24 protein-coding genes, 1 tRNA gene and 1 rRNA gene are annotated in these 22,676 nt (G+C 40.4%); 6 read left to right on the top strand and 20 right to left on the bottom strand.

Annotated features, from left to right (window positions below; all coding sequences use genetic code 11):
- Positions 1-22 precede the first annotated feature (22 nt).
- Both PCY09_RS08400 and PCY09_RS08395 read right to left on the bottom strand, forming a co-directional pair.
- Positions 23-271, bottom strand: a complete 249-nt coding sequence (locus PCY09_RS08400; RefSeq protein ID WP_008809598.1) for a YneF family protein — start codon at positions 269-271, stop codon at positions 23-25.
- 54 nt (positions 272-325) lie between these two features.
- Positions 326-1,576 (bottom strand): diaminopimelate decarboxylase, encoded by a 1,251-nt coding sequence (locus PCY09_RS08395; protein ID WP_061600748.1) that lies wholly within the window; start codon positions 1,574-1,576, stop codon positions 326-328.
- A gap of 340 nt (positions 1,577-1,916) precedes the next feature.
- Here PCY09_RS08395 and PCY09_RS08390 point away from each other — a divergent pair, with 340 nt between their 5' ends.
- From PCY09_RS08390 to serS, 5 genes are all read left to right on the top strand, one after another.
- A complete protein-coding gene (locus PCY09_RS08390) occupies positions 1,917-2,906 on the top strand; it encodes a PTS sugar transporter subunit IIB (RefSeq protein WP_061602185.1) in 990 nt (329 codons plus the stop codon).
- Positions 2,907-3,024: 118 nt separating this feature from the next.
- Positions 3,025-3,828 (top strand): PTS mannose/fructose/sorbose transporter subunit IIC, encoded by an 804-nt coding sequence (locus PCY09_RS08385; protein ID WP_061596369.1) that lies wholly within the window; start codon positions 3,025-3,027, stop codon positions 3,826-3,828.
- 17 nt (positions 3,829-3,845) lie between these two features.
- Positions 3,846-4,757, top strand: a complete 912-nt coding sequence (locus tag PCY09_RS08380; protein ID WP_012130737.1) for a PTS system mannose/fructose/sorbose family transporter subunit IID — start codon at positions 3,846-3,848, stop codon at positions 4,755-4,757.
- A 71-nt stretch (positions 4,758-4,828) separates the two neighbouring features.
- The gene (locus PCY09_RS08375; protein WP_048777611.1) at positions 4,829-5,203 is read left to right on the top strand and encodes a DUF956 family protein; all 375 of its coding nucleotides are present in this window, start codon (positions 4,829-4,831) and stop codon (positions 5,201-5,203) included.
- 211 nt (positions 5,204-5,414) lie between these two features.
- Positions 5,415-6,692: a serine--tRNA ligase gene (serS, locus tag PCY09_RS08370; RefSeq protein WP_061602184.1), complete on the top strand. Its 1,278-nt coding sequence runs from the start codon at positions 5,415-5,417 to the stop codon at positions 6,690-6,692.
- Positions 6,693-7,175: 483 nt separating this feature from the next.
- Here the strand turns inward: serS and PCY09_RS08365 are convergent, their stop codons facing one another.
- From PCY09_RS08365 to PCY09_RS08290, 16 genes are all read right to left on the bottom strand, one after another.
- Complete coding sequence (locus PCY09_RS08365) at positions 7,176-8,240, bottom strand: acyl-CoA dehydrogenase family protein (RefSeq protein WP_061602183.1); 1,065 nt, start codon at positions 8,238-8,240, stop codon at positions 7,176-7,178.
- 18 nt (positions 8,241-8,258) lie between these two features.
- The gene (locus PCY09_RS08360; RefSeq protein ID WP_046165209.1) at positions 8,259-8,807 is read right to left on the bottom strand and encodes a carboxymuconolactone decarboxylase family protein; all 549 of its coding nucleotides are present in this window, start codon (positions 8,805-8,807) and stop codon (positions 8,259-8,261) included.
- A gap of 244 nt (positions 8,808-9,051) precedes the next feature.
- Positions 9,052-9,720, bottom strand: coding sequence for a hypothetical protein (locus PCY09_RS08355; RefSeq protein ID WP_227250374.1), 669 nt, complete (start codon positions 9,718-9,720; stop codon positions 9,052-9,054).
- 160 nt (positions 9,721-9,880) lie between these two features.
- On the bottom strand, positions 9,881-10,651 hold the full coding sequence (locus PCY09_RS08350; protein ID WP_045504127.1) for an acetyl-CoA carboxylase carboxyl transferase subunit alpha: 771 nt from the start codon (positions 10,649-10,651) through the stop codon (positions 9,881-9,883).
- Positions 10,648-11,511, bottom strand: coding sequence for an acetyl-CoA carboxylase, carboxyltransferase subunit beta (gene accD / locus PCY09_RS08345; RefSeq protein WP_125397281.1), 864 nt, complete (start codon positions 11,509-11,511; stop codon positions 10,648-10,650). The genes PCY09_RS08350 and accD overlap by 4 nt, the downstream gene beginning before the upstream one ends.
- A 67-nt stretch (positions 11,512-11,578) precedes the next feature.
- Positions 11,579-12,958 carry an acetyl-CoA carboxylase biotin carboxylase subunit gene (locus PCY09_RS08340; RefSeq protein ID WP_008809610.1) on the bottom strand — a complete coding sequence of 460 codons (1,380 nt, stop codon included), beginning with the start codon at positions 12,956-12,958 and terminating at the stop codon, positions 11,579-11,581.
- Positions 12,959-12,975: 17 nt separating this feature from the next.
- Complete coding sequence (gene fabZ / locus PCY09_RS08335; protein ID WP_008809611.1) at positions 12,976-13,398, bottom strand: 3-hydroxyacyl-ACP dehydratase FabZ; 423 nt, start codon at positions 13,396-13,398, stop codon at positions 12,976-12,978.
- Complete coding sequence (gene accB, locus PCY09_RS08330) at positions 13,395-13,883, bottom strand: acetyl-CoA carboxylase biotin carboxyl carrier protein (protein WP_061600574.1); 489 nt, start codon at positions 13,881-13,883, stop codon at positions 13,395-13,397. Before accB ends, fabZ begins: the two co-directional genes overlap by 4 nt.
- 6 nt (positions 13,884-13,889) lie before the next feature.
- On the bottom strand, positions 13,890-15,122 hold the full coding sequence (gene fabF / locus PCY09_RS08325; RefSeq protein ID WP_008809613.1) for a beta-ketoacyl-ACP synthase II: 1,233 nt from the start codon (positions 15,120-15,122) through the stop codon (positions 13,890-13,892).
- A gap of 89 nt (positions 15,123-15,211) precedes the next feature.
- On the bottom strand, positions 15,212-15,946 hold the full coding sequence (gene fabG, locus PCY09_RS08320) for a 3-oxoacyl-[acyl-carrier-protein] reductase (protein ID WP_061602181.1): 735 nt from the start codon (positions 15,944-15,946) through the stop codon (positions 15,212-15,214).
- 9 nt (positions 15,947-15,955) lie between these two features.
- A complete protein-coding gene (fabD, locus tag PCY09_RS08315; RefSeq protein ID WP_061583133.1) occupies positions 15,956-16,876 on the bottom strand; it encodes an ACP S-malonyltransferase in 921 nt (306 codons plus the stop codon).
- Positions 16,869-17,843 carry an enoyl-[acyl-carrier-protein] reductase FabK gene (fabK, locus tag PCY09_RS08310; RefSeq protein ID WP_008809616.1) on the bottom strand — a complete coding sequence of 325 codons (975 nt, stop codon included), beginning with the start codon at positions 17,841-17,843 and terminating at the stop codon, positions 16,869-16,871. Before fabK ends, fabD begins: the two co-directional genes overlap by 8 nt.
- A gap of 288 nt (positions 17,844-18,131) precedes the next feature.
- A complete protein-coding gene (locus PCY09_RS08305) occupies positions 18,132-18,356 on the bottom strand; it encodes an acyl carrier protein (RefSeq protein WP_002893611.1) in 225 nt (74 codons plus the stop codon).
- Positions 18,357-18,411: 55 nt separating this feature from the next.
- Positions 18,412-19,386 (bottom strand): beta-ketoacyl-ACP synthase III, encoded by a 975-nt coding sequence (locus PCY09_RS08300; protein WP_061602180.1) that lies wholly within the window; start codon positions 19,384-19,386, stop codon positions 18,412-18,414.
- Positions 19,386-19,820, bottom strand: a complete 435-nt coding sequence (locus PCY09_RS08295) for a MarR family winged helix-turn-helix transcriptional regulator (protein ID WP_008809618.1) — start codon at positions 19,818-19,820, stop codon at positions 19,386-19,388. Before PCY09_RS08295 ends, PCY09_RS08300 begins: the two co-directional genes overlap by 1 nt.
- A 138-nt stretch (positions 19,821-19,958) precedes the next feature.
- Positions 19,959-20,750, bottom strand: coding sequence for an enoyl-CoA hydratase (locus PCY09_RS08290; RefSeq protein ID WP_061600580.1), 792 nt, complete (start codon positions 20,748-20,750; stop codon positions 19,959-19,961).
- Between the two features lie 252 nt (positions 20,751-21,002).
- Between PCY09_RS08290 and PCY09_RS08285 the strand changes: the two genes are divergently transcribed.
- Positions 21,003-22,373 (top strand): aspartate kinase, encoded by a 1,371-nt coding sequence (locus tag PCY09_RS08285; RefSeq protein ID WP_061600582.1) that lies wholly within the window; start codon positions 21,003-21,005, stop codon positions 22,371-22,373.
- Positions 22,374-22,471: 98 nt separating this feature from the next.
- On the opposite strand, the gene PCY09_RS08280 is transcribed toward PCY09_RS08285, so the two are convergent.
- A tRNA-Asn gene (locus PCY09_RS08280) sits at positions 22,472-22,545 on the bottom strand.
- Positions 22,546-22,550: 5 nt separating this feature from the next.
- A 5S ribosomal RNA gene (gene rrf / locus PCY09_RS08275) occupies positions 22,551-22,666 on the bottom strand.
- Positions 22,667-22,676 lie beyond the last annotated feature (10 nt).

Genomic DNA, 22,676 nt, shown 5'->3' with positions numbered 1-22,676 from the left:
TTGATATTTAATAATCAAATGATTATTTTTTCTTTTTGCTGTTAGCTAAAGCTGATTTTTGTTGGTTGATAATTTGGCGATAAACTTGTTGGACTTTTGCCTCACTTGGACGCTGTCCACTTGCTCCAAGCAAAGTACGAACTGCTTCCACATTCAAACGCGGATTTTCAGCAAATTCTTTTTCGACTTGCTTACGAAGGATATACATTCCTGCAAATACACCACCTGCAAAAGCAAGAATAATCAGCAAAATTGCTAAAAATAAACTCATAAAATAAATCTCCTATTTCCTTTTTTGCGTTGCTTTCATTATACCAAATCTTCTTTATTTTTCAAAGTCAAATCCATAGAGAGTCGCAAAATAATCTTCTGGTCTTTCAGCTCGACGAATCATACGAACATTTCCGTCTTCTTCCAAGAGAATTTCGCTGGAACGAAGTTTGGCATTGTACTGATACCCCATTGAAAAGCCATGGGCACCTGTATCGTGAATTACGAGTGTATCACCGATTTGGCTGATAGGCAGCGGACGATTAATGGCAAATTTATCATTATTCTCGCAGAGACTACCGACAACATCCACAATCTCCGTCTCACCCTCAGGTCGATCCATATTGGTGATGTGGTGATAAGAACCGTACATAGCTGGACGCAGCAGATTAACCGCAGAGGCGTCCACCCCCAGATAGGTTCGGTAGGTCTGCTTCTTATGGGTAACTTTGGTGACCAGCAGGCCATAAGGCGCCAACATAAAGCGGCCCAGCTCTGTATAAATCTTGACCTGTCCTAGACCAGCAGGTGTCAGAATAGCTTCATAGGCCTGACGAACTCCTTGACCAATGACCGCAATGTCATTTTCTTCGCCTTCAGGCTGGTAATTGATACCGACACCACCAGAGAGATTGATAAAGTCCAACTCAACTCCTGTCTCAGCCACTACTTCTACAGCCAGCTCAAAAAGCTGACGGGCCAGTTCAGGATAGTAGTCATTGCTGACTGTATTTGAGGCCAAGAGGGCATGGATCCCAAACTTCTCAGCTCCCAACTCCTTGAGTTCTTTGAAAGCCTGAATCAGCTGGTCCTTAGTCATGCCAAACTTAGCTTCTTCTGGATTATCCATGATGCTCGTTCCTAACTCAAAGACACCGCCAGGATTATAACGGCAAGAAATAACCTTTGGAATACCCGCGGCTTCCTTTAGAAAAGCCACATCTTCATAGGCATCCAGATTGATAGTAGCTCCTAAGTCACGCGCAAACTGAAATTCCTCAGCTGGTGTATTATTGGACGAAAACATGATATCCTGCCCAGTAAAGCCCAGCTTTTGGCTCATGAGTAGCTCAACATAGCTGGCACAGTCCACCCCGCATCCTTCTTCTTTGAAGATTTTTAAAATAGCAGGATTTGGGGTAGCCTTGACAGCAAAATACTCTTTAAAACCTGGATTCCAAGAAAAGGCCTCATGCAGGGCACGCGCTCTTTCTCGAATTCCCTTCTCGTCATATAGATGGAAAGGTGTTGGAAACTGTTCCGTAATCTCGGCTAGCTTTTCACGACTGATAAAAGGAGTTTTCATAATATGCCACACTTTCATTGTAATTCACTCTATTATACCATAAGTATCTCATAAGCTTTCCACCCCAGTACATCTCCTTCGTATCTATCATTTTCTACCACCTTCATTCATATATTAACCGATCTTTTTCAAACTGGTCTTTTATTTTTATATTTTTCTACTATTTAAATATTAAAAAATGTACTTGTAGCAATATTTTAGAGTACTTTTATTCCTTGAATGAATTTGATTCATTTTGGCGCCTCCCCCTTGTTTTTTTCCTGAAAACGTTTTATAATAAGATAGTCTTAAACTTTTCTTAAAGTTTGGTCAAACATTTTAATAAGGGGGAATGTCAATAATGAGTATTGGAATCATTATTGCAAGCCATGGTGAATTTGCTGCTGGCATTCATCAATCAGGTTCTATGATTTTTGGCGAACAAGAAAAAGTACAAGTTGTTACTTTTATGCCAAATGAAGGCCCTGATGATTTGTATGCTAAATTCAATAACGCTGTGGCACAGTTTGATGCGGACGATGAAGTCTTAGTCTTGGCTGACCTTTGGAGTGGTTCTCCATTCAACCAAGCTAGCCGTGTAATGGGTGAAAATCCAGATCGCAAGTTCGCTATTATTACAGGTTTGAATCTGCCAATGTTGATTCAAGCATATACAGAAAGAATGATGGATGCTAACGCTGGTGTTGATACCGTCGTAGCCAATATCATCAAAGAAGCTAAAGAAGGTGTGAAGGCACTGCCTGAAGAATTGAATCCAGCAGAAGAAGTTGCAAGCGCTCCTGTTGCAGCAACTGCTCAAGCTGCTATTCCAGAAGGTACTGTTATCGGTGATGGCAAGCTCAAAATCAATCTTGCGCGTATCGATACACGTTTGCTTCATGGACAAGTCGCAACTGCTTGGACACCAGATTCAAAAGCAGACCGTATTATCGTAGCTTCTGACTCAGTAGCTAAGGATGAACTCCGCAAAGAGTTAATCAAACAAGCCGCACCGGGTAATGTAAAAGCAAACGTTGTGCCTATCGACAAACTGATTGCTGTTTCAAAAGACCCACGCTTTGGTAATACTCATGCTTTGATCCTGTTTGAAACTCCTCAAGATGCTCTTCGTGCTATTGAAGGCGGTGTGCCAATCAAGACTCTCAATGTAGGTTCTATGGCTCACTCAACAGGCAAAACAATGGTTAACAACGTACTATCAATGGACAAGGACGATGTAGCTACTTACGAAAAACTTCGTGACCTTGGGGTTGAATTTGACGTTCGTAAAGTACCAAATGACTCTAAGAAAGACTTGTTTGACTTAATTACAAAAGCAAACGTTCAATAATACATTAATTGAATAAAATTTGGACAGATAGTTTAGCAAAACTGTACCTCTCAGTTCTTTCTAGGTTTTGCCTGACTATTTTACGTCCTCATATCTCATGAAAGGATAATTATAAATCATGTCTATTATTTCTATGGTTTTAGTGGTCTTTGTTGCCTTCCTTGCTGGTCTTGAAGGTATCTTGGACCAATTCCAATTCCACCAACCAATTGTTGCATGTACTTTGATTGGTTTGGTAACAGGTAACTTAACTGCCGGTGTTATTCTGGGTGGTTCACTTCAGCTAATCGCTCTTGGATGGGCAAATATCGGTGCTGCCGTGGCGCCAGATGCTGCTCTTGCATCAGTAGCTGCTGCTATCATCATGGTTCTTGGTGGAGATTTTTCAAAAACAGGAATCGGTGTAGCACAAACTGTTGCTATTCCTCTTGCCGTTGCTGGTCTTTTCCTCACTATGATCGTTCGTACTCTTTCAGTTGGTTTGGTCCATGCTGCTGATGCTGCCGCTAAAAAAGGTGACATCAAAGGAGTTGAACGCGCTCACTTTATCGCCCTTCTTATGCAAGGTCTTCGTATTGCCATCCCAGCCGCTCTTCTTTTGATGGTTCCTACCCAATCTGTTCAAGCAGCTCTTAACGCTATGCCTGACTGGTTGAAAGATGGTATGTCTATCGGTGGTGGTATGGTTGTTGCCGTTGGTTACGCAATGGTTATCAACATGATGGCAACCCGCGAAGTATGGCCATTCTTTGCGATTGGTTTTGTCTTAGCAGCTGTTTCAGATATCACTTTGATTGGTTTTGGTGCAATCGGTGTTGCTTTAGCTCTTATCTACTTGAACCTATCTAAAAAAGGTGGAAACGGTGGCGGTACTGTCGCTTCATCTAACGATCCAATCGGCGATATTTTAGAGGACTACTAAGAAAGGAGAAACGAATCATGACTGAAAAACTGCAATTAACAAAATCAGATCGTCAAAAAGTTTGGTGGCGTTCTACTTTCTTACAAGGTTCTTGGAACTATGAACGGATGCAAAACTTGGGTTGGGCTTATTCACTAATCCCAGCAATTAAAAGATTGTACACTAAAAAAGAAGACCAGGCTGCAGCCCTTGAGCGCCACTTGGAATTCTTTAACACTCACCCATACGTAGCCGCTCCAATTATGGGGGTTACTCTCGCTCTTGAAGAAGAACGCGCTAACGGTGTTGAAATCGATGACGCAGCTATCCAAGGGGTTAAAATCGGTATGATGGGACCTCTCGCTGGTATCGGAGATCCAGTCTTCTGGTTCACTGTTCGTCCTATCCTTGGAGCTCTTGGTGCTTCTCTTGCCTTGACAGGGAATATCCTTGGCCCACTTCTTTTCTTCGTTCTTTGGAATGCAATTCGTATGGCCTTCTTGTGGTATACTCAAGAATTGGGTTACAAAGCAGGTTCTGAGATTACAAAAGACATGTCAGGTGGTATCCTTCAAGACATTACCAAAGGAGCTTCAATCCTTGGTATGTTCATCCTCGCGGTCCTTGTACAACGTTGGGTAAACATTAAATTTGCTTTTGATGTTTCTAAAGTTCAACTAGATGAAAAAGCTTATATCCACTGGGATAAATTGTCTGACGGCTACAAAGGTATTCAAGAAGCTTTTGCTCAAGTAGGTCAAGGCTTATCTCAAACACCTGAAAAGGTTACAAGTTTCCAACAAAACTTGGATATGCTGATTCCTGGACTTTCTGGATTGTTGCTTACACTCCTTTGCATGTACTTATTGAAGAAGAAAGTGTCTCCAATCGTCATCATCCTTGCACTCTTTGCAGTCGGTATTGTTGCTCACTACTTCAAGATTATGTAATCAAAAAAGAAGGTTTCGGCCTTCTTTTTCTTGTGGTATAATAGAAAGAGATTTACTTTGAAGGAGCAATTATGGCGCAATCACAAAACAAAACAATCGATTATCAAACAACAGGGGTGTCCTACCTTGGTGCATTTGGTGGTAAAGTAGGGAAATTTCTTATCGGTGATCAGGCGCTAGAGTTCTATGCTGATGCTAACGTAGAGGACTACATTCAGCTTCCTTGGGCCAATATCACAGCTATTGGCGCTAATGTCTCAGGCAAGAGCATCAGTCGACATTTTGAAGTCTTTACAGATCAAGGAAAATTCCTCTTTGCTTCCAAAGACTCTGGTAAAATTCTCAAAATCGCAAGAGAGTATGTTGGAGATGATAAGGTCGTTAGACTTCCTACTTTGATACAAACAATTGGCAAATTTTTTAAAAACCTATTTGCAAAAAAATAGATTTTCTAGTATAATCTAGGAAACGGATAAGTACTATTGGGCACTTTTCAGAAAGTCTGCGGCGGCTGTGAGCAGATAAGGAGAAAATAGGAAATTCTACCGTTAGTTTAAAAATGAATAATTAAGCAAGTGCACTTTTGTGAAGTTGGATGGAACCGCGGCTCTGCCGCTCCAACAGTTTCATAGAGTGCTTTTATTTTTGGAGGTACCTATGTTAGATTTAAAACGTATCCGTACGGACTTTGATACTGTAGCTACAAAATTAGCTACGCGAGGTGTTGATGCCGCTACCCTTAACCAAATGAAAACCATTGACAAAGAACGTCGGGATTTATTGGTCAAGGTCGAAGAGCTAAAGGCAGAGCGCAATACTGTTTCTGCCGAAATTGCCCAAGCCAAACGCAACAAAGAAAATGCAGATGACAAGATTGCTGCTATGCAAAAACTTTCTGCTGAGGTCAAGAACTTAGACGCAACCTTGGCAGAGCTAGACGCTAAGTTGACTGAGTTCACTACCACTCTGCCTAACATCCCGCACGAAAGTGTTCCTGTCGGAGCAGATGAGGACGAAAACGTCGAAGTCCGTCGCTGGGGTACACCGCGCCAATTTGACTTTGAAGCTAAAGCTCACTGGGATTTGGGTGAAGATTTGGACATCCTGGACTGGGAACGTGGGGCAAAAGTTACTGGTGCTCGCTTCCTCTTCTATAAGGGCTTAGGTGCAAGACTTGAGCGTGCTATCTACAACTTCATGCTGGATGAGCATGGTAAAGAAGGCTATACAGAAGTCATCACTCCTTATATGGTAAACCACGATTCCATGTTTGGGACTGGGCAATATCCTAAGTTTAAAGAGGATACGTTTGAACTAAGCGATACTAACTTCGTTCTGATTCCGACTGCTGAAGTTCCGCTGACTAACTATTATCGAGACGAGATTCTTGACGGCAAAGAATTGCCAATCTACTTCACGGCTATGAGCCCATCATTCCGCTCTGAAGCTGGCTCTGCTGGTCGTGATACGCGCGGTCTCATCCGTCTGCACCAATTCCACAAGGTTGAAATGGTGAAATTTGCCAAGCCAGAAGAATCTTATGAAGAGCTAGAAAAGATGACTGCCAACGCAGAAAATATCCTGCAAAAGCTGAACCTGCCTTACCGCGTTGTAGCACTCTGTACTGGAGATATGGGCTTCTCAGCCGCTAAGACCTACGACTTGGAAGTTTGGATTCCTGCTCAGAACACCTACCGTGAAATCTCTAGTTGCTCTAACACAGAAGATTTCCAAGCCCGTCGAGCTCAAATTCGCTACCGTGACGAAGCAGATGGCAAGGTCAAACTCCTTCATACTCTCAACGGTTCTGGACTGGCTGTCGGACGCACAGTGGCTGCTATCTTAGAAAATTACCAAAACGAAGATGGATCTGTGACTATCCCAGAGGTTCTGCGTCCGTACATGGGTGGATTAGAAGTCATCTCACCAAAATAAAAGCAGATTCTCCTGATACTTTGCCTATATCACTAGGTCTAAGTACAGACTTATTTTACTAAAATAAAAAAATCCGAGATCAACTCAGAGAAAATCAAAAACAGATTTTCAAAGAGTATCATCTTGGATTTTTTCTTATCTTTCTGGCCAGCAATGACTCTGTATCGTAAAAATAAACATATATGACATCTCAACAGCCAGAAAGGATATATAGCAACTTAACTGCTTCCACAAAATATATCTAGCTCGCATAGGAAATAAGTAAAAGGTAGCCTACTAAACTTGAAATAAGGAGTAAAAATAATTAATAATATTAGCTTATGACGATCCTGTCAATTGCTTTGAGATGATATGGCTACATTAGTGTCAGAAATAAGCAAATCATCAAGACTATACAAGAAACTAGAGCACCTTTAATTGCTTACACAGTGACTCTTTTGTATCATTGTCTTAATGTCCATCCCACTTAATTTGCCATCATTTCTATGAAACTTCTAAAATATGCCGCAGCTGGACTGCACTCGGTGAGACAATGGGAAGAAATGCTCCTTCGTTCCAACGACGGATAAAGCCAGAAGTCGAATTACTCAAATATCCTCTGCCTCCACTAGCCTGCAGCTCCAAGAGCAGACTTTGAGCTACCACATCAACTATATCAATTCGCAGCTGGAAGAGCTCCTTAGGACGTTCAACAAAATAACCAGGCTGGAGAAGACCTCTATAGAGCTGTTCCTGGATCGTAGTCAGAGCAGCCACTTGCTCCTCCCACTCCTCTCTCAAAATAGAGCGGACTGACAGATTAGCTTCAACCTCCTCCAGAGACTTCTCTGCTAGGCCAAGAGCCAAACCAAACTGGTAACCGAGAAAAGCTGGGCGATTTTCTGCCAAAAAAGCCTGGGCATCTTGAGCAAGAATCCATTCCTCTTGCAAAGGCACATGGTTAAAGGTCAGGGCAGCTGTATTTCCCCCTTGCAAGGATACAAACTCTAAATCCGCTGAACGGGAGAAATTCTCTGCGTCAGATGGCACAGCCAGAACCAGCGGCTGGCGGCTCCCGTCTTCGAAACCAGCAACAAATATGCTGAGGAAACGATCCGCGCGAGCATTGGTTACCCAAGGCAGACGTCCCTTGAGATAAAGATGTCCGTCTTCCTCCACAATAGACACATTTAACTCTTCTAGGTCCGACAAGAATTTAACGGCATTGGACAGGGCTGTCGCACCTGCATATTCCCCTGACAAGAGCCCTTCCAAATAGTGGTCTCTAAAGTAGGGATTAGGAGATTTTAAAATGTTATCAATAAAGGTCCTTTGCCCCCAAGAGATAAAGGAAGCGGTCAAAGAATGGTGAGCCAGCTCCTTGAGCACTTCAATCACATCCGTATCATTGCCACCTCGGCCTCCCAGCTCTTCTGGAACGCCAACCCGAAAGGCTCCTTCAGCGGCGATACGCTCAATCAGTTGGTTACCCGCTGCACAGGATTCTTTGTCAATCTGATCAGCGTGGTCATCCAACCAGTTGATAAACTCTTCTGAAAAAAATGTCATTTGCCACCTCCTCAAAGACTAGGCATAAGGCTGCAATTCCGGATTAATTGGCGTGTTGGCCAGATTATTGGCATAATTGCAAAGAGTCGCAAGACTGACACCTAGAACTACATCCAGAGCATTCTCATGCGTATAGCCCGCTTCTAGGAAGTCCTCTAACGCTTCATCTCCGACCCGTCCCTTGGTATTGATGACAGCAATGGTAAATTTAGCAAGCGTATCTAGCTTCGGATCTGTATCAATCGGAGTACGATTGCGCAGAGCCTCCAAAAGATCATCATTCATTTGAATCTGCTTGATTGAAAAGGCTGTATGGCCCGCTACACAGAAAGCACAGCCATTGGTAACTGCAGCCGTAATCTGCACTACTTCACGCTCAGTCGGTGTCAGGCTGTTGCGGCGATTGATGGCTCCAACCGTCCGATACGTTTCCAAAGCCGTTGGCGCATTGGCCAAAAGACCGATAAGATTGGGAATATAGCCACCATTATCTTTTTGAACAGTTTCCAAGACTTCCTTCACTTCAGCAGGTGCGGATTCAATTGTATGGATAGTAAATTCTGACATAAATGACCTCTTTTCTTTTAATTAGCAACTATCTTAACATAGGTTCTACGGCTTGTATAATATATATTTTATATAAGTCCTATAAAGAGAATATAATGCAGTAATTCAAACTAAAATTTTTTACATAAATTTATCGTGATCAAACAAAAGTTTAAACCAAAAAAGAAGCCTTATGGCTTCTTTTTTAATTATTTCACCTCTATGGTTACTAAAAGACTTTTTCATTAGCAATTCTTATAGAAGATTACTCTTTATCACTTTCTGCTGCTTCATTGGAAACGATGGGATCTAGGCTTTCCTCTTCTACTGTTGGTTCAGACTGAACCTGTTTTTCAACTGCTTCTTCTGTTACTAGCTTTGTAGGCTCTTCTTTATTTTCGTCAGCTTCTACTTGTTTAGCTTCTTCAGCTACAGCAGGTGCTTCTGTATCTTTTGGCTGATCGGTTTCTTTTTTGATTTCATTTACAGCAGTTTTCACTGTTGCAGAAGTTACACGGCCAACAGTTTGAGCAAATTCCTTACTTACATTGGCTGCATCTGTCAAGGTTTCTTTTGAAATCTTTCCTCCTGAGAAAGCCATTAATCCTAAAACAAATGTTGCAATTGAAGCAATTGAAGTCAAGTACAAACCTATACCAACTGAAATACCATAACCACCATAACCAAAATTAACACTCATATCGCCTAAGCGAAACAGGGCATAAATAGAAATAGCTGTCTCAATAACTCCCAAAGCCACAACTCCCAGAGCAAAGTTTTTAATCAAAGGCTGAGTGCGATCTTTAAGAATAGCTAAGACAATAGATCCGATGGCTAAAATTATAATAATTTTCCCATCACCTTCAATTCCTGAAACACTTAAACCACCAAATCCACCTAGGTTTACAAGTCCCCCAAGGCAAAACACTTCCAATTATTACTGCTACAGACGCAATATAATGTACAAACGATTTTTTTCCATTTGACTTCTCTAATCACAAGAAATCTGATTTTAGGCAAAAAAGATAGATTGTAGACTAACTATTTGTAAAAAGAGACCAAGACAAGAATATCTTGGTCTTTAAAAAAGCTTCTTAATATTTTCTAAAACGCTGATAACGTTGGTCGACCAATTCTTCCACGCTCCATGAAGAAAGTTGTTCTAATTCAACTAAAAGTTCTTGTTTGATAGAAGTAATCAAATCCTGATTGCTTAAACCTGTTTCCTCAATTACCTTATCAACAATCTCCATTTGCAAAAGTTCGTGGGATGTTATTTTCATTAACTCAGCAGCTTCCATGGCTCTACTACCATCCTTCCACAAGATAGAAGCAAAGCCTTCTGGACTCAAAACTGCATAAATTGAATTCTCTAACATCCAAACTCGATTAGCCACTCCTAGAGCTAAGGCCCCTCCAGAACCACCTTCACCAATAATAATGGCAATAATCGGTACTTTAAGATCACTCATCTCCATCAGATTTCGAGCAATAGCTTCACCTTGCCCACGCTCTTCTGCTCCAACACCTGGATAAGCTCCAGCAGTATTGATAAAAGTAACGATTGGGCGACCAAATTTTTCTGCCTGCTTCATTAGACGCAAAGCCTTGCGATAGCCTTCAGGATGAGGCTGACCGAAATTCCGTTTTAGATTATCTTGAAGATTCTTCCCTTTTTGAATTCCAATAACAGTCACTGGACGGCCGTCTAGGCTACCGATGCCTCCAATCACAGCTCCATCATCTCGAAAAGAGCGATCTCCATGCAATTGAATGAAATCATCAAAAATTGCCTTAGCATAATCAAGAGCCGTCAGCCGAGTCTGATCTCTCGCTTCTCTTACAATCCGAGTAATCTTTGTCATTGCAGCCCTCCATGAAATTCCAACAATTTAGCAATCTTATCTCTTAATTTCGCTCGTTTCACAATAGCATCTACAAAACCATGTTCCAAGAGAAATTCTGCCTTTTGAAAACCATCTGGTAAATTTTCACGAACAGTGGATTCAATAACTCGACGACCAGCGAATCCAACAAGACTTTGAGGTTCCGCTAAAATAATGTCACCTTCCATTGCAAATGATGCTGTTACCCCACCAGTAGTAGGGTCTGTCAAAATCGTCAGATAAAACAAACCTGCTTTAGAATGTCTTTGTACCGCCGCTGAAATTTTAGCCATCTGCATGAGACTGATAATCCCTTCCTGCATACGTGCCCCTCCAGAAGCTGTAAACAAAACTACTGGTAAGCGAAGTTCCGTTGCATATTCAAACAAGCGTGTGATTTTCTCTCCAACTACACTTCCCATGGAAGCCATGATAAAGTTTGAGTCCATTATTCCCAAAGCAGTTTTCTGTCCCTTAATGGAAGCAGTTCCTGTTAACACAGCTTCATCCAAGCCAGTTTTTTCACGCATTTGGGCCAATTTGTCCTTATAATTAGGAAAATTCAATGGATCTTTCGTTTCAATGCCTGTAAATAATTCTTCAAAGGTATCTTCATCTACAGTTAAAGCAAGTCGCTCAAGGGCTGTAATACGGAAAGTATAACCACAATTAGGACAAACACGATCGCTACCTAAATCTTTTTGGTAAATGGTATGCTTACAACCAGGACATTTCGAAAAGAGCTCATCCGGTACCTCTGGTTTTTGTTGAGGCAGTTCCCTATATGAACGATTAGGATTAATCCGGATATATTTATCCTTTTTGGAGAATAAAGCCATCATTTACTCCTTTATTACTACAGTTTCCCTTTACAAAAGCTTAGCTTCCTTCGCTTTATGAAAGGTTTTATTTATCTTCTTTTAATCTTTCTTGGTAAGCAGGGAGAAATTTCTCCATTAAAAAGGCTGTATCATAATCCCCTGCAATAACCTGAGAGTCTGAAATCAAGTCTAACTGAAACTCACTGTTGGTTAATACACCATCGATTTCTAATTCATAGAGAGCCCGTTGCATCTTCATCAAAGCATCAAAACGATTCTCCCCATGAACAATAATTTTAGCAATCATACTGTCATAGTATGGAGGAATGGTGTAACCTGGATAAACAGCTGAGTCCACACGAAGGCCGACTCCACCACTAGGCAAATAGAGGTTTGAAATCTTACCCGGACTTGGGGCAAAATTAAAGGCTGGATTTTCAGCATTGATCCGGCATTCGATGGCATGACCGCGAATTTCAATATCATCTTGTGTGAAAGAAAGTTCTTGACCATCAGCAATGCGAATCTGTTCCTTAACAATATCTACACCAGTCACAAATTCTGTTACAGGATGTTCTACTTGAACACGAGTGTTCATTTCCATAAAGTAGAACTCACCCTTATTTTCATCATAGAGAAACTCAATTGTTCCAGCATTTTCATAGCCGACTGACTGAGCAGCTCGTACAGCTGCATCTCCAATCTTTTGACGGAGAGTCTTCCCGATAGCCACTGATGGAGCTTCTTCTAAGACCTTTTGGTTATTACGCTGGAGCGAGCAATCACGTTCGCCCAGATGGACAACATGTCCATGCTGATCTGCCAAAATCTGCACTTCAATATGACGAGCAGGATAAATCACGCGCTCCATATACATAGCGCCATTCCCAAAGGCAGCCTTAGCCTCGCTAGAAGCAGACTCAAAAGCTGCTACCAAATCTTCAGCCTTTTCAACCTTACGGATTCCCTTTCCGCCACCTCCAGCAGAAGCCTTTAGCATAACAGGGTAGCCAATTTTTTCAGCAACTTCCAAAGCCTCTTCTGCAGTAAAAACTTCTCCGTCAGATCCTGGAATAACTGGAACATTAGCTTTAATCATCTGAGCACGAGCATTAATCTTATCGCCCATCATATCCATGATTGCCCCAGAAGGACCGATGAATTTCACACCAACTTCCTCACACATGGTTGCGAACTTAGAATTTTCACTCAAAAATCCAAAACCAGGGTGAATAGCTTCAGCTTCTGTCAGAACAGCCGCTGAAAGCACAGCATTCATATTTAGATAAGAATCCGTAGACTTAGCAGGCCCAATACAAATAGCTTCGTCTGCCAACAAGGTATGAAGGGCTTCTTTATCAGCTGTTGAATAGACCGCCACTGTAGCAATCCCCAATTCTCGAGCCGCACGAATAATTCTGACCGCAATTTCCCCACGGTTAGCAATCAATATTTTACGAAACATGGTGAAATCTCCCTTTTCTATTGGCCAATAGCAAATGTCAAGGTGCCACTAGCTGCAAGTTTGCCATCTACTTCTGCTTTAGCTTCAACAACCGCAATGGTACCACGACGTTTCACAAATTTAGCAGTCATGATAAGCTGATCACCTGGAACAACTTGTTTCTTGAATTTGACCTTATCCATTCCCGCATAAAAAACTAATTTGCCTTTGTTTTCTTCTTTAGATAATTCCAATACCCCCGCAGTCTGAGCCAAAGCTTCCATAATCAAAACACCCGGCATGACTGGATACTGTGGAAAATGTCCGTTAAAGAATGGTTCATTAATTGTCACATTTTTTAAAGCAACAATCTCATCTTCGCTAACTTCTAATACACGATCTACCAACAACATTGGATAACGATGCGGAAGCGCCTCTTTTATTGCATTGATATCGATCATTTAATGCGTACCAGACCTTTCCCAAATTCAACCATTTCTTCATTCTGAACTAAAACTTCTGTGATAATACCATCTTTAGGAGCAGGTACTTCGTTCATTACTTTCATAGCCTCGATAATCATCAAGGTTTGCCCTTTTTTCACTTGGTCACCTACGTTCACAAAAGCAGGTTTATCTGGTCCGGCTGCTAAATAGGCTACTCCAACCAAAGGACTTTCCACAACATCACCTTCAGCTGCGATTGGTGCCGGTGCTGCTTCAGCAGGCACTTCTTGCTGTTCAACAACTACTTCTGCCTGAGGAGCTGGAGCAATTGGAGCTACTGGTGTAGATGTAGGAAGAGGACTTGCATTAACCTCTTGAGGTACAATTCTTCCTTCGTTTTTACTGAATGTCAGTTCATCTTGTTGATTTTTATACGAAAATTCCCGCAAACTTGATTGGTCAAACTGTGCCATCAAGTCTTTAATTTCATTGATATTCATAAGTTATTATGCCTCCCAACGTTTAAAGGCTAGAACAGCATTATGTCCACCAAAACCAAATGTATTGGAAATAGCATAAGGGATTTCCTGCTCTTTTCCTTGGCCAAAAATGACATTGGCTTCAATGTAATCAGACAATTCTTGAGTTCCTGCAGTTTTTGGCACAAAGCTATGGCGCATTGCTTCGATAGTCGCAATAGCTTCCACCGCTCCAGCTGCTCCAAGCAAATGACCTGTAAAAGATTTAGTAGAAGAAACAGGGACATCTTTACCCAATACAGATACAATCGCACCACTCTCTCCTTTTTCATTGGCAGGAGTAGAAGTTCCGTGAGCATTAACATATGCCACATCTTCAGGCTTGATTTCGGCTTCTTCTAATGCTAGTTTAATAGCTTTAATCGCACCAAGTCCTTCTGGATGTGGTGAGGTCATGTGGTGAGCATCACATGTGTTTCCATATCCTACTACTTCAGCAAGGATTGTTGCACCACGTTTTTCAGCATGTTCTAGACTTTCCAGCACCAACATTCCAGATCCTTCTCCCATGACAAAACCATTTCTGTCTTTATCAAATGGAATAGATGCACGAGTTGGGTCTTCTGTTGTGGACAAAGCTGTCAAAGCTTGGAAACCAGCAATCGCAAAAGGAGTGATGGATGCTTCAGAACCACCAACTAACATCACATCTTGGAAACCAAATTTAATGGAACGGAAAGCATCTCCAATTGCATCATTAGATGAGGCACACGCTGTATTAATGGACTTACAAACACCATTGGCACCAAAGCGCATAGCAACATTCCCAGAAGCCATATTTGGCAAGGCTTTTGGAAGTGTCATTGGTTTCACTCGTTTCGGACCTTTTTCATGCAAGCGGATAACTTGATCTTCAATTTCCTTAATACCACCGATACCTGAAGCAACGATAACACCAAAACGATCTTTATCAATAGCTTCCACGTCAAGACCAGCATGATTTACAGCTTCCTCTGCAGCATAAAGAGCATACAGTGAATAATTATCAAAACGGTTAGTGTCTTTTTTAATGAAGTATTTATCAAAAGGAAAATCTTGAACCTCAGCAGCATTATGAACAGCAAATTCACTGTGGTCAAACTTAGTAATTGGCCCAATACCAATTTTTCCTTCCTTAAGGCTAGTCCAAAATTCTTCTGGTGTATTTCCAATTGGGGAAGTTAGGCCATAGCCAGTTACTACAACACGATTTAGTTTCATCTCAACACTCCTTTTTACGGTAAGATTTAAACTTAGAAAATTGCAACTAAGATGCATTCTAAGTAGATTTTTTCTATACTTTTACTAAATTATTGCATTGTCAAGCCACCATCGATAGTGATTACCTGACCTGTTAAGTATTCCTGACTGGCAAGAAAGACTGCAACATCTGCAACTTCCTCAGTATTACCAAAACGTTTCATTGGTATTTGAGCCAGAGAAGCTTCTTTAATTTTTTCTGGCAAACCATCAGTCATATCAGATTCAATAAATCCTGGGGCAATCACATTGACGCGAATATTACGAGCCGCAACCTCACGAGCTACTGACTTAGAAAAGCCAATCAAGCCTGCTTTAGAGGCGGCATAGTTTGCTTGTCCAATATTTCCTGTCAAACCGACCACGCTAGACATATTGATAATAGCTCCCTGACGCGCCTTAGTCATTGGTTTTAAAACAGCTTGCGTCATGTTAAATGCACCAGTCAAATTAACCTTTAGCACTTGTTCAAAATCTTCCTCAGTCAATTTAAGCATGAGTTTATCTTTAGTAATTCCTGCATTATTAACCAAAACATCAACTGAACCCAAAGCTAGAGTTGCTTCTTCTACCATGCGCTTTGCATCAGCACTATCTGAAACATCCCCAGTAACTGCAAAAACCTTCACCGGGTAGTCTTTAAACTCTGCTAAGACGTTCTCTGAGACTTCTCCACGTCCATTTAAAATAATATTAGCTCCAAGACTAGCAAATTTATGGGCAATAGCAAGACCAATTCCCCGAGTGGAGCCTGTAATCAATACGTTCTTATCTTTTAATTCCATATTGTTTCCTCATTTTTCCAGAAGTTGTGTCAAACTAGCTTGATCTTCAACTTGATAAATAGCAGCAGACTTATCAATCTTTTTTACAAATCCAGAGAGAACTTTTCCTGGACCAATCTCGATAAACTCTGTTACACCAGCTTCTTGCATTCTGGCAATACTATCATAAAAGCGAACTGGCTCCATCACTTGACGTGTTAATAGCTCCTTGATTCGTTCCTTTTCCATGACACTAGCTTCTGTATTCCCTACCAGAGGAACTTTAAAGTCAGAAAAATTGACATTTTCTAAAGCTTCAGCTAATAAATCACTAGCAGGTTTCAATAGAGCAGTGTGGAAAGGTCCTGATACGTTGAGTGGAATCAATCTCTTTACCCCAGCTTCTTGCAAAAGCTCTACAGCTTTATCCACTGCTTCAGCCTCTCCACCAATTACAATCTGGCTAGGTGTATTATAGTTAGCTGGAGACACTACGCCAAGCGCACTGGCCTTTTTACATGCATTCTCTATCAGATCTAAATCAGCATTAAGAACTGCCACCATTTTACCAGAACCTGCTGGAGCTGCTTCTTCCATGAAGGCTCCGCGTTTAGCAACCAAAGCTAGAGCGCTTTGAAAATCTAAGGCTCCAGAAGCCACCAAAGCAGAGTATTCTCCTAAAGAAAGACCAGCAACCATATCAGGATGAATTCCTTCTTGAATTAACAAACGGTAAATGGCCAGAGACGTAGTCAAAATTGCTGGCTGGGTATAGCGGGTCTGATTCAATTTTTCTTCATCATTATCAATCAAATCACGCACATCATAGCCTAAAATTTGACTAGCTTCCTCAAAAGTTGATTTCACCACGTCATATTGATCATAGAGCTCACGTCCCATACCAAGGTACTGTGCCCCCTGACCAGCAAACAGAAAGGCTTTTTTAGTCATTTCTAGTTACTCCTGCCCAACGTTTAGCTTCTTGCTGAATTCTTTCAGCAGCACCATAGTAAACATCTTTCAATATTTCTTCAACGGTCTCTTCCTTGCTGACCAGACCAGCAATTTGTCCTGACATGACCGAACCATTCTCAACATCTCCACGGACAACTGCATTTGCTAAGGCACCCGCACCAAGATTTTCGAATACTGTTAAATCTGGATTTTCTTGTTTGAAAGCTTCTTTTTCAGCTTTTTCAAAATCTCTTGTCAGCTTATTTTTCAAAGCGCGGACTGCATGACCAAAATGCTGAGCTGAAATTGTTGTATCAATATCGCGCGCCTTCAAAATCATATCTTTATAATTTTGATGAGCATTTGATTCCTTAGCAACCACAAAGCGAGTTCCTAATTGAACTGCTTCTGCTCCTAACATAAAGCCAGCAGCTGCACCTGAACCATCTGCAATACCTCCAGCTGCAATAACAGGGATATTGACCGCTTCTACAACTTGCCGAGTAAGGGCCATCGTTGTCAATTTCCCAATATGACCTCCGGCTTCCATTCCCTCAGCAATAACAGCATCTGCACCAATTTTTTCCATCCTCTTAGCGAGAGCAACACTTGGCACTACTGGAATGACCGTAATACCCGCTTCGTGAAAACGAGCCATATACCGACTTGGATTACCTGCACCAGTTGTCACTACTTTTACGCCTTCTTCAATGACTAAATCAACAATATCATCAACGAAAGGTGATAAAAGCATGATATTCACTCCAAAAGGCTTATCTGTCAAAGACTTAATCTTATCAATATTTGCTTTAACAACTTCTTTGGGAGCGTTGCCTCCACCGATAATTCCTAAACCACCTGCTTTAGAAACAGCACCAGCTAAGTCTCCATCTGCTACCCAAGCCATTCCACCTTGGAAAATAGGATATTTAATATTTAGTAATTCTGTAATTCGTGTTTGCATAATACCTTCCTTTTATCATTGCTTAAGTAATAGCTTGATTCTCTTAAAAACGAATGTTTTCTATACTTTGACAGTCAAACTATTACCTAAACAAGAGGGAGTGGATAAAAAATCATTTAAACAGACTTTTTCGTTCCACCCCGGCCATCTTGACTTCATCGAACCTCTACTCTGCCTATTGTTTCCTCTTAAACATTAGAAGAGATAAAAGACAGTCAAGACTGCCACCTCAAATTCGTCTTCTTTAAAAGAGGGCGAGAACGTATTCTCAGCCCCATTTACTTTTTCTTATTTAGTTTTTTCTTCTACATAAGCAACCAAATCACCAACTGTGTTCAAACCTTCTTCAGTTTCGATTTGGATGTCAAATGCATCTTCGATTTCTGAGATAACTTGGAACAAGTCAAGTGAATCTGCTTCAAGATCATCGAAAGTTGACTCAAGAGTAACTTCTGATGGTTCTTTACCAAGTTCTTCTACAATAATTTCTTGTACTTTTTCAAATACTGCCATGATAGACTCCTTTAAAATAAAAATATTTTTTAATATGTGAAAACCACATGATTAACTAAATTGTAACAATAAGTGTTCCCCATGTCAAACCTCCACCGAAACCAGATAATAAAATTCTCTGACTTCCATCTAGCTTAACAAGGCCTTGCTCGACACACTCAGATAGTAAAATAGGGATACTAGCTGCACTTGTATTTCCATATTCCATCATATTAGCTGGAATTTTATCTCTTGAAACACCAAGCTTTTTCGCTATTTTATTCAAAATACGATCATTAGCCTGATGGAGCAAGAAATAATCTATTTCATCAACTTCCAGCGGACTAGCTTCAATCGTATCTTTAATGGACTGAGCAACATCTCGAATAGCAAAATCAAAAATTGCCCTACCATCCATTGTCAAATATTTTTCATCATCCTCAGTCTGTGCAAAAGGCGATTGCAAACCAATTTGGCAAGAGGTGAGACTTTCTCCACGAGAACCATCCGTTTTCTGGATTTCTGCAAGAAAATGTTGATCAGAAGTGCTTTCCAGCAAGACTCCTCCCGCACCATCACCAAACAAGACCGCAGTGCCTCGATCAGACCAATCTACAACCTTTGATAAGGTTTCACTTCCAATAACCAACCCCTTCTGATAAACACCTGAAGATATAAGTTTTTCAGCTGTCGAAAGAGCAAATACAAAGCCACTACAAGCAGCTACTAAATCATAAGCAAATGCTTTCTTTGCCCCAATATTAGCCTGAACACGAGCAGCTGTTGATGGCATCAATGAATCTGGCGTAATAGTAGCAACAATAATAAAGTCAAGATCTTGAGCAGAAATCCCTGACTTTTTCAGCAAATCTAAGGCAACTCTTGTAGCTAAATCGCTTGTCGATTCATGATGAGAAATATGACGCTTTTTGATTCCTGTCCGACTTGAAATCCATTCATCACTTGTATCCATGATTTGGGCTAAATCATCATTCGTAACGACTTGCTCAGGCGCATAATGAGCAACTTGACTGATTTTTGCAAATTTCATTATTTTAAGTCCTCAAGAAACTGATAAAGATTTTTCAAGCCTTTTTGCATGACTTGAATCTCATCCCTGCTCATACCAGCAATAATCTTGTCTAGCATTGAATGATGAAACCGTCGATGCAAACGATACAAAAGACGACCACTTTTCGTCAAACTCAAATGAACCACACGACGATCAATATCAGAACGAGTTCGTTCTACATACCCTTTTCGCTCCAGATTATTTAAGCTCGTTGTCACAGTTCCTAGAGTCACCATAAGCTCTCTAGAAATGTCACTAGGAGTTGCATTGGGAGTTTCGCCAATAACATCAATCGTATGCATTTCTTTGATAGAGACGTCATTGAAGCGACTGCCCCGCAAACTGGACTCTTCAATCACCAATACATTATTAAAAATCGACGTCAAATAATCATTTACTAATTGGTAATTCAATCATCCATCCCCCTTTATAAATATTCAAGCATCAAAACATTTGACTATCAAATTATATCAAAGTCCAAATATTTTTGCAAGTTCTTTTTGAAAATGATTTACTTTTTTTCAATTTATATAATTTCAATTAAACGAATATTATTTTCCTTGAAATTTAGGACGACGCTTTTCTGAATAAGCACAGACCCCTTCTTTAAAATCTTCAGTGAAAGCTAACGACTTTTGTAAGTGCAATTCCAATTCTGCATATTCTTCCCAATCAGAAAATTGACTTTTCCAAATCATTTCTTTCATTGCCTTATACGAATTTCCTGAACCACGTTTTAGTTTTTTGATTAATTGCTCTGTTGTTTTCTCCAACTTTTCAGATTCACAAAGTCGATAAAGAATCCCGTATTCCAAAGCTTTTTCAGCTGTCAAAGCCTCACCAGTCATGACAAGGTGGGTTGCACGAGTCACACCAATAGCACGAGTTAGTAGATACAATCCTCCCGCGTCTGGAGCTAATCCAACTCCAACGAAAGCCTGAATAAATCGCGCTTTTTCACTTGCAATACAAAAATCAGCAGCAACAACCATATTAGCAGCAGCACCTGCAACAGGCCCATCGACACTCATGATGACAGGCTTAGGTAATTTCTTCATCTCAAAGGAAATAACATTTACTAACTCAGCAATCTTCACTAAGGATTGGATATCATCCGCATCAACAGCACGCTGCATTTCTGCTAAATCTCCTCCAACTGAAAAAACCTTACCATTTGCCTTGATAAGCAAAATTTTTACACTATCATCTGACGCAACCAATGAAATTGCTTCTAAAATTTCTTGGCACATTGGAATATTAAATCCGTTAGAAACCTCTGGTCGGTTAAAGGTAAGAACAGCTACTTCGTCCAGAACTTCGTAGAAAATATTTGTAAATGTCATATCACTTCTCCAAATTCTATCTTAGCAATTTGATTTGATATGCAAATATTTTGAATATCAAATTGTTGCTTTTAAAATATTCTAGCACAAAATTTTATTTTCTCAAAACAAAATCTGAAAGAATAAAGCAATAGTTCGGCTTTTCTACTTTTTATTCCTAAAAAAACTGACACTATGCTTGATATTTGCTATAATGTAAAGAAGCAATATTACAAATTGTCTGAATAATAACAAAACCCTTTAGGAGAGAATATGAAAGTTGTCAAATTTGGTGGTAGTTCACTTGCCTCTGCAACTCAATTAGAAAAAGTTTTAAATATTGTAAAATCTGATTCCGATCGAAAGTTTGTAGTTGTTTCAGCACCCGGAAAACGAGAGGAATCTGATACAAAGGTTACAGACGCACTAATCAAATATTACCGAGCTTACGTTGAAGAAGGCGATGTCACTCCACACCAAGAATGGATCATTAATCGATATGCTCAGATGATTGAAGAATTAGAGCTCAAACCTGTTGTCCTTGAAAAAATAACAAAGAGCATTTTAAATCTAGCCACACTACCAATCGAAGATAATTTATTTCTTTATGATAGTTTTTTAGCAGCTGGAGAGAACAATAATGCCAAGCTAGTTGCTGCATTCTTTAATAAAAACGGCCTTAATGCCCGTTATATTCACCCTAGAGATGCAGGAATATTTGTCAGTAGCGAGCCTGGGAACGCAAGAATTTTGCCTTCTAGCTATGATAAAATTGAAGAATTAACCAACTTTGAAGAAGTACTTGTAATACCTGGTTTCTTTGGTGTAACTAAAGACAATCAAATCTGTACTTTCTCTAGAGGTGGCTCAGACATAACAGGATCAATCATTGCTGCCGGAGTTAAAGCTGATCTATATGAAAACTTCACTGATGTAGATGGCATTTTTGCAGCCCATCCTGGTATTATTCATGAACCAGACTCTATTCCAGAATTAACCTATCGTGAAATGCGTGAACTTGCATATGCAGGTTTTAGTGTCCTTCATGATGAAGCACTTATTCCAGCTTACCGTGGTAAAATTCCTTTAGTTATTAAAAATACAAATAACCCTAATCATCCCGGGACAAAAATTATTCTAAATCATACTGATAAAGCTATCCCTGTTGTCGGTATTGCAGGAGATTCCAACTTCGTTAGTATAAACATGTCAAAATATTTGATGAACCGTGAAGTTGGTTTCGGTCGCAAAGTTCTCCAAATCTTGGAAGAATTGAATATTCGTTGGGAACACATGCCGACAGGAATCGATGATTTATCAATCATTCTAAGAGAAAGGGAATTAACCCCAATAAAAGAAGAAGAAATTCTCCGTCAACTTACACAAAAAATTGAAGTAGATCATGCAGAAATCGAACACGGCTTGTCTATCATCATGATTGTAGGTGAGCAAATGAAAAGCCATATCGGTCTAACTGCAACTGCTACAAAGGCTCTATCAGACAACAAAATTAACATCCAGATGATTTCACAAGGATCTAGCGAAGTTTCTATCATGCTTGTAGTAAATTCCGAACAAGAAAAAGCTGCCATTAAAGCCCTTTATGAAGCATTTTTTAATAAACATAAAAAGCTTGAAGAATAATCTTCAAGCTTTTTATTAAATATGAACTTAAAAATTAAATTGCAAAAACACAATAAATATAAAAAGACAAGAACTTCTTGTCTTACTTATAGATATAACTCCGGCAGTAGGACTCGAACCTACGACATCATGATTAACAGTCATGCGCTACTACCAACTGAGCTATGCCGGATAAATGCTAAGCGACTACCATATCTCACAGGGGGCAACCCCCAACTACTTCCGGCGTTCTAGGGCTTAACTGCTGTGTTCGGCATGGGTACAGGTGTATCTCCTAGGCTATCGTCACTTAACTATTGAGTA

Origin of the sequence: Streptococcus sp. SG2, assembly GCF_030439925.1 — a bacterium.
GTDB classification, from domain to species: domain Bacteria; phylum Bacillota; class Bacilli; order Lactobacillales; family Streptococcaceae; genus Streptococcus; species Streptococcus gordonii.
Note: the sequence above shows the minus strand (reverse complement) of the source record. Positions and strands in the feature narration are given on the sequence as shown.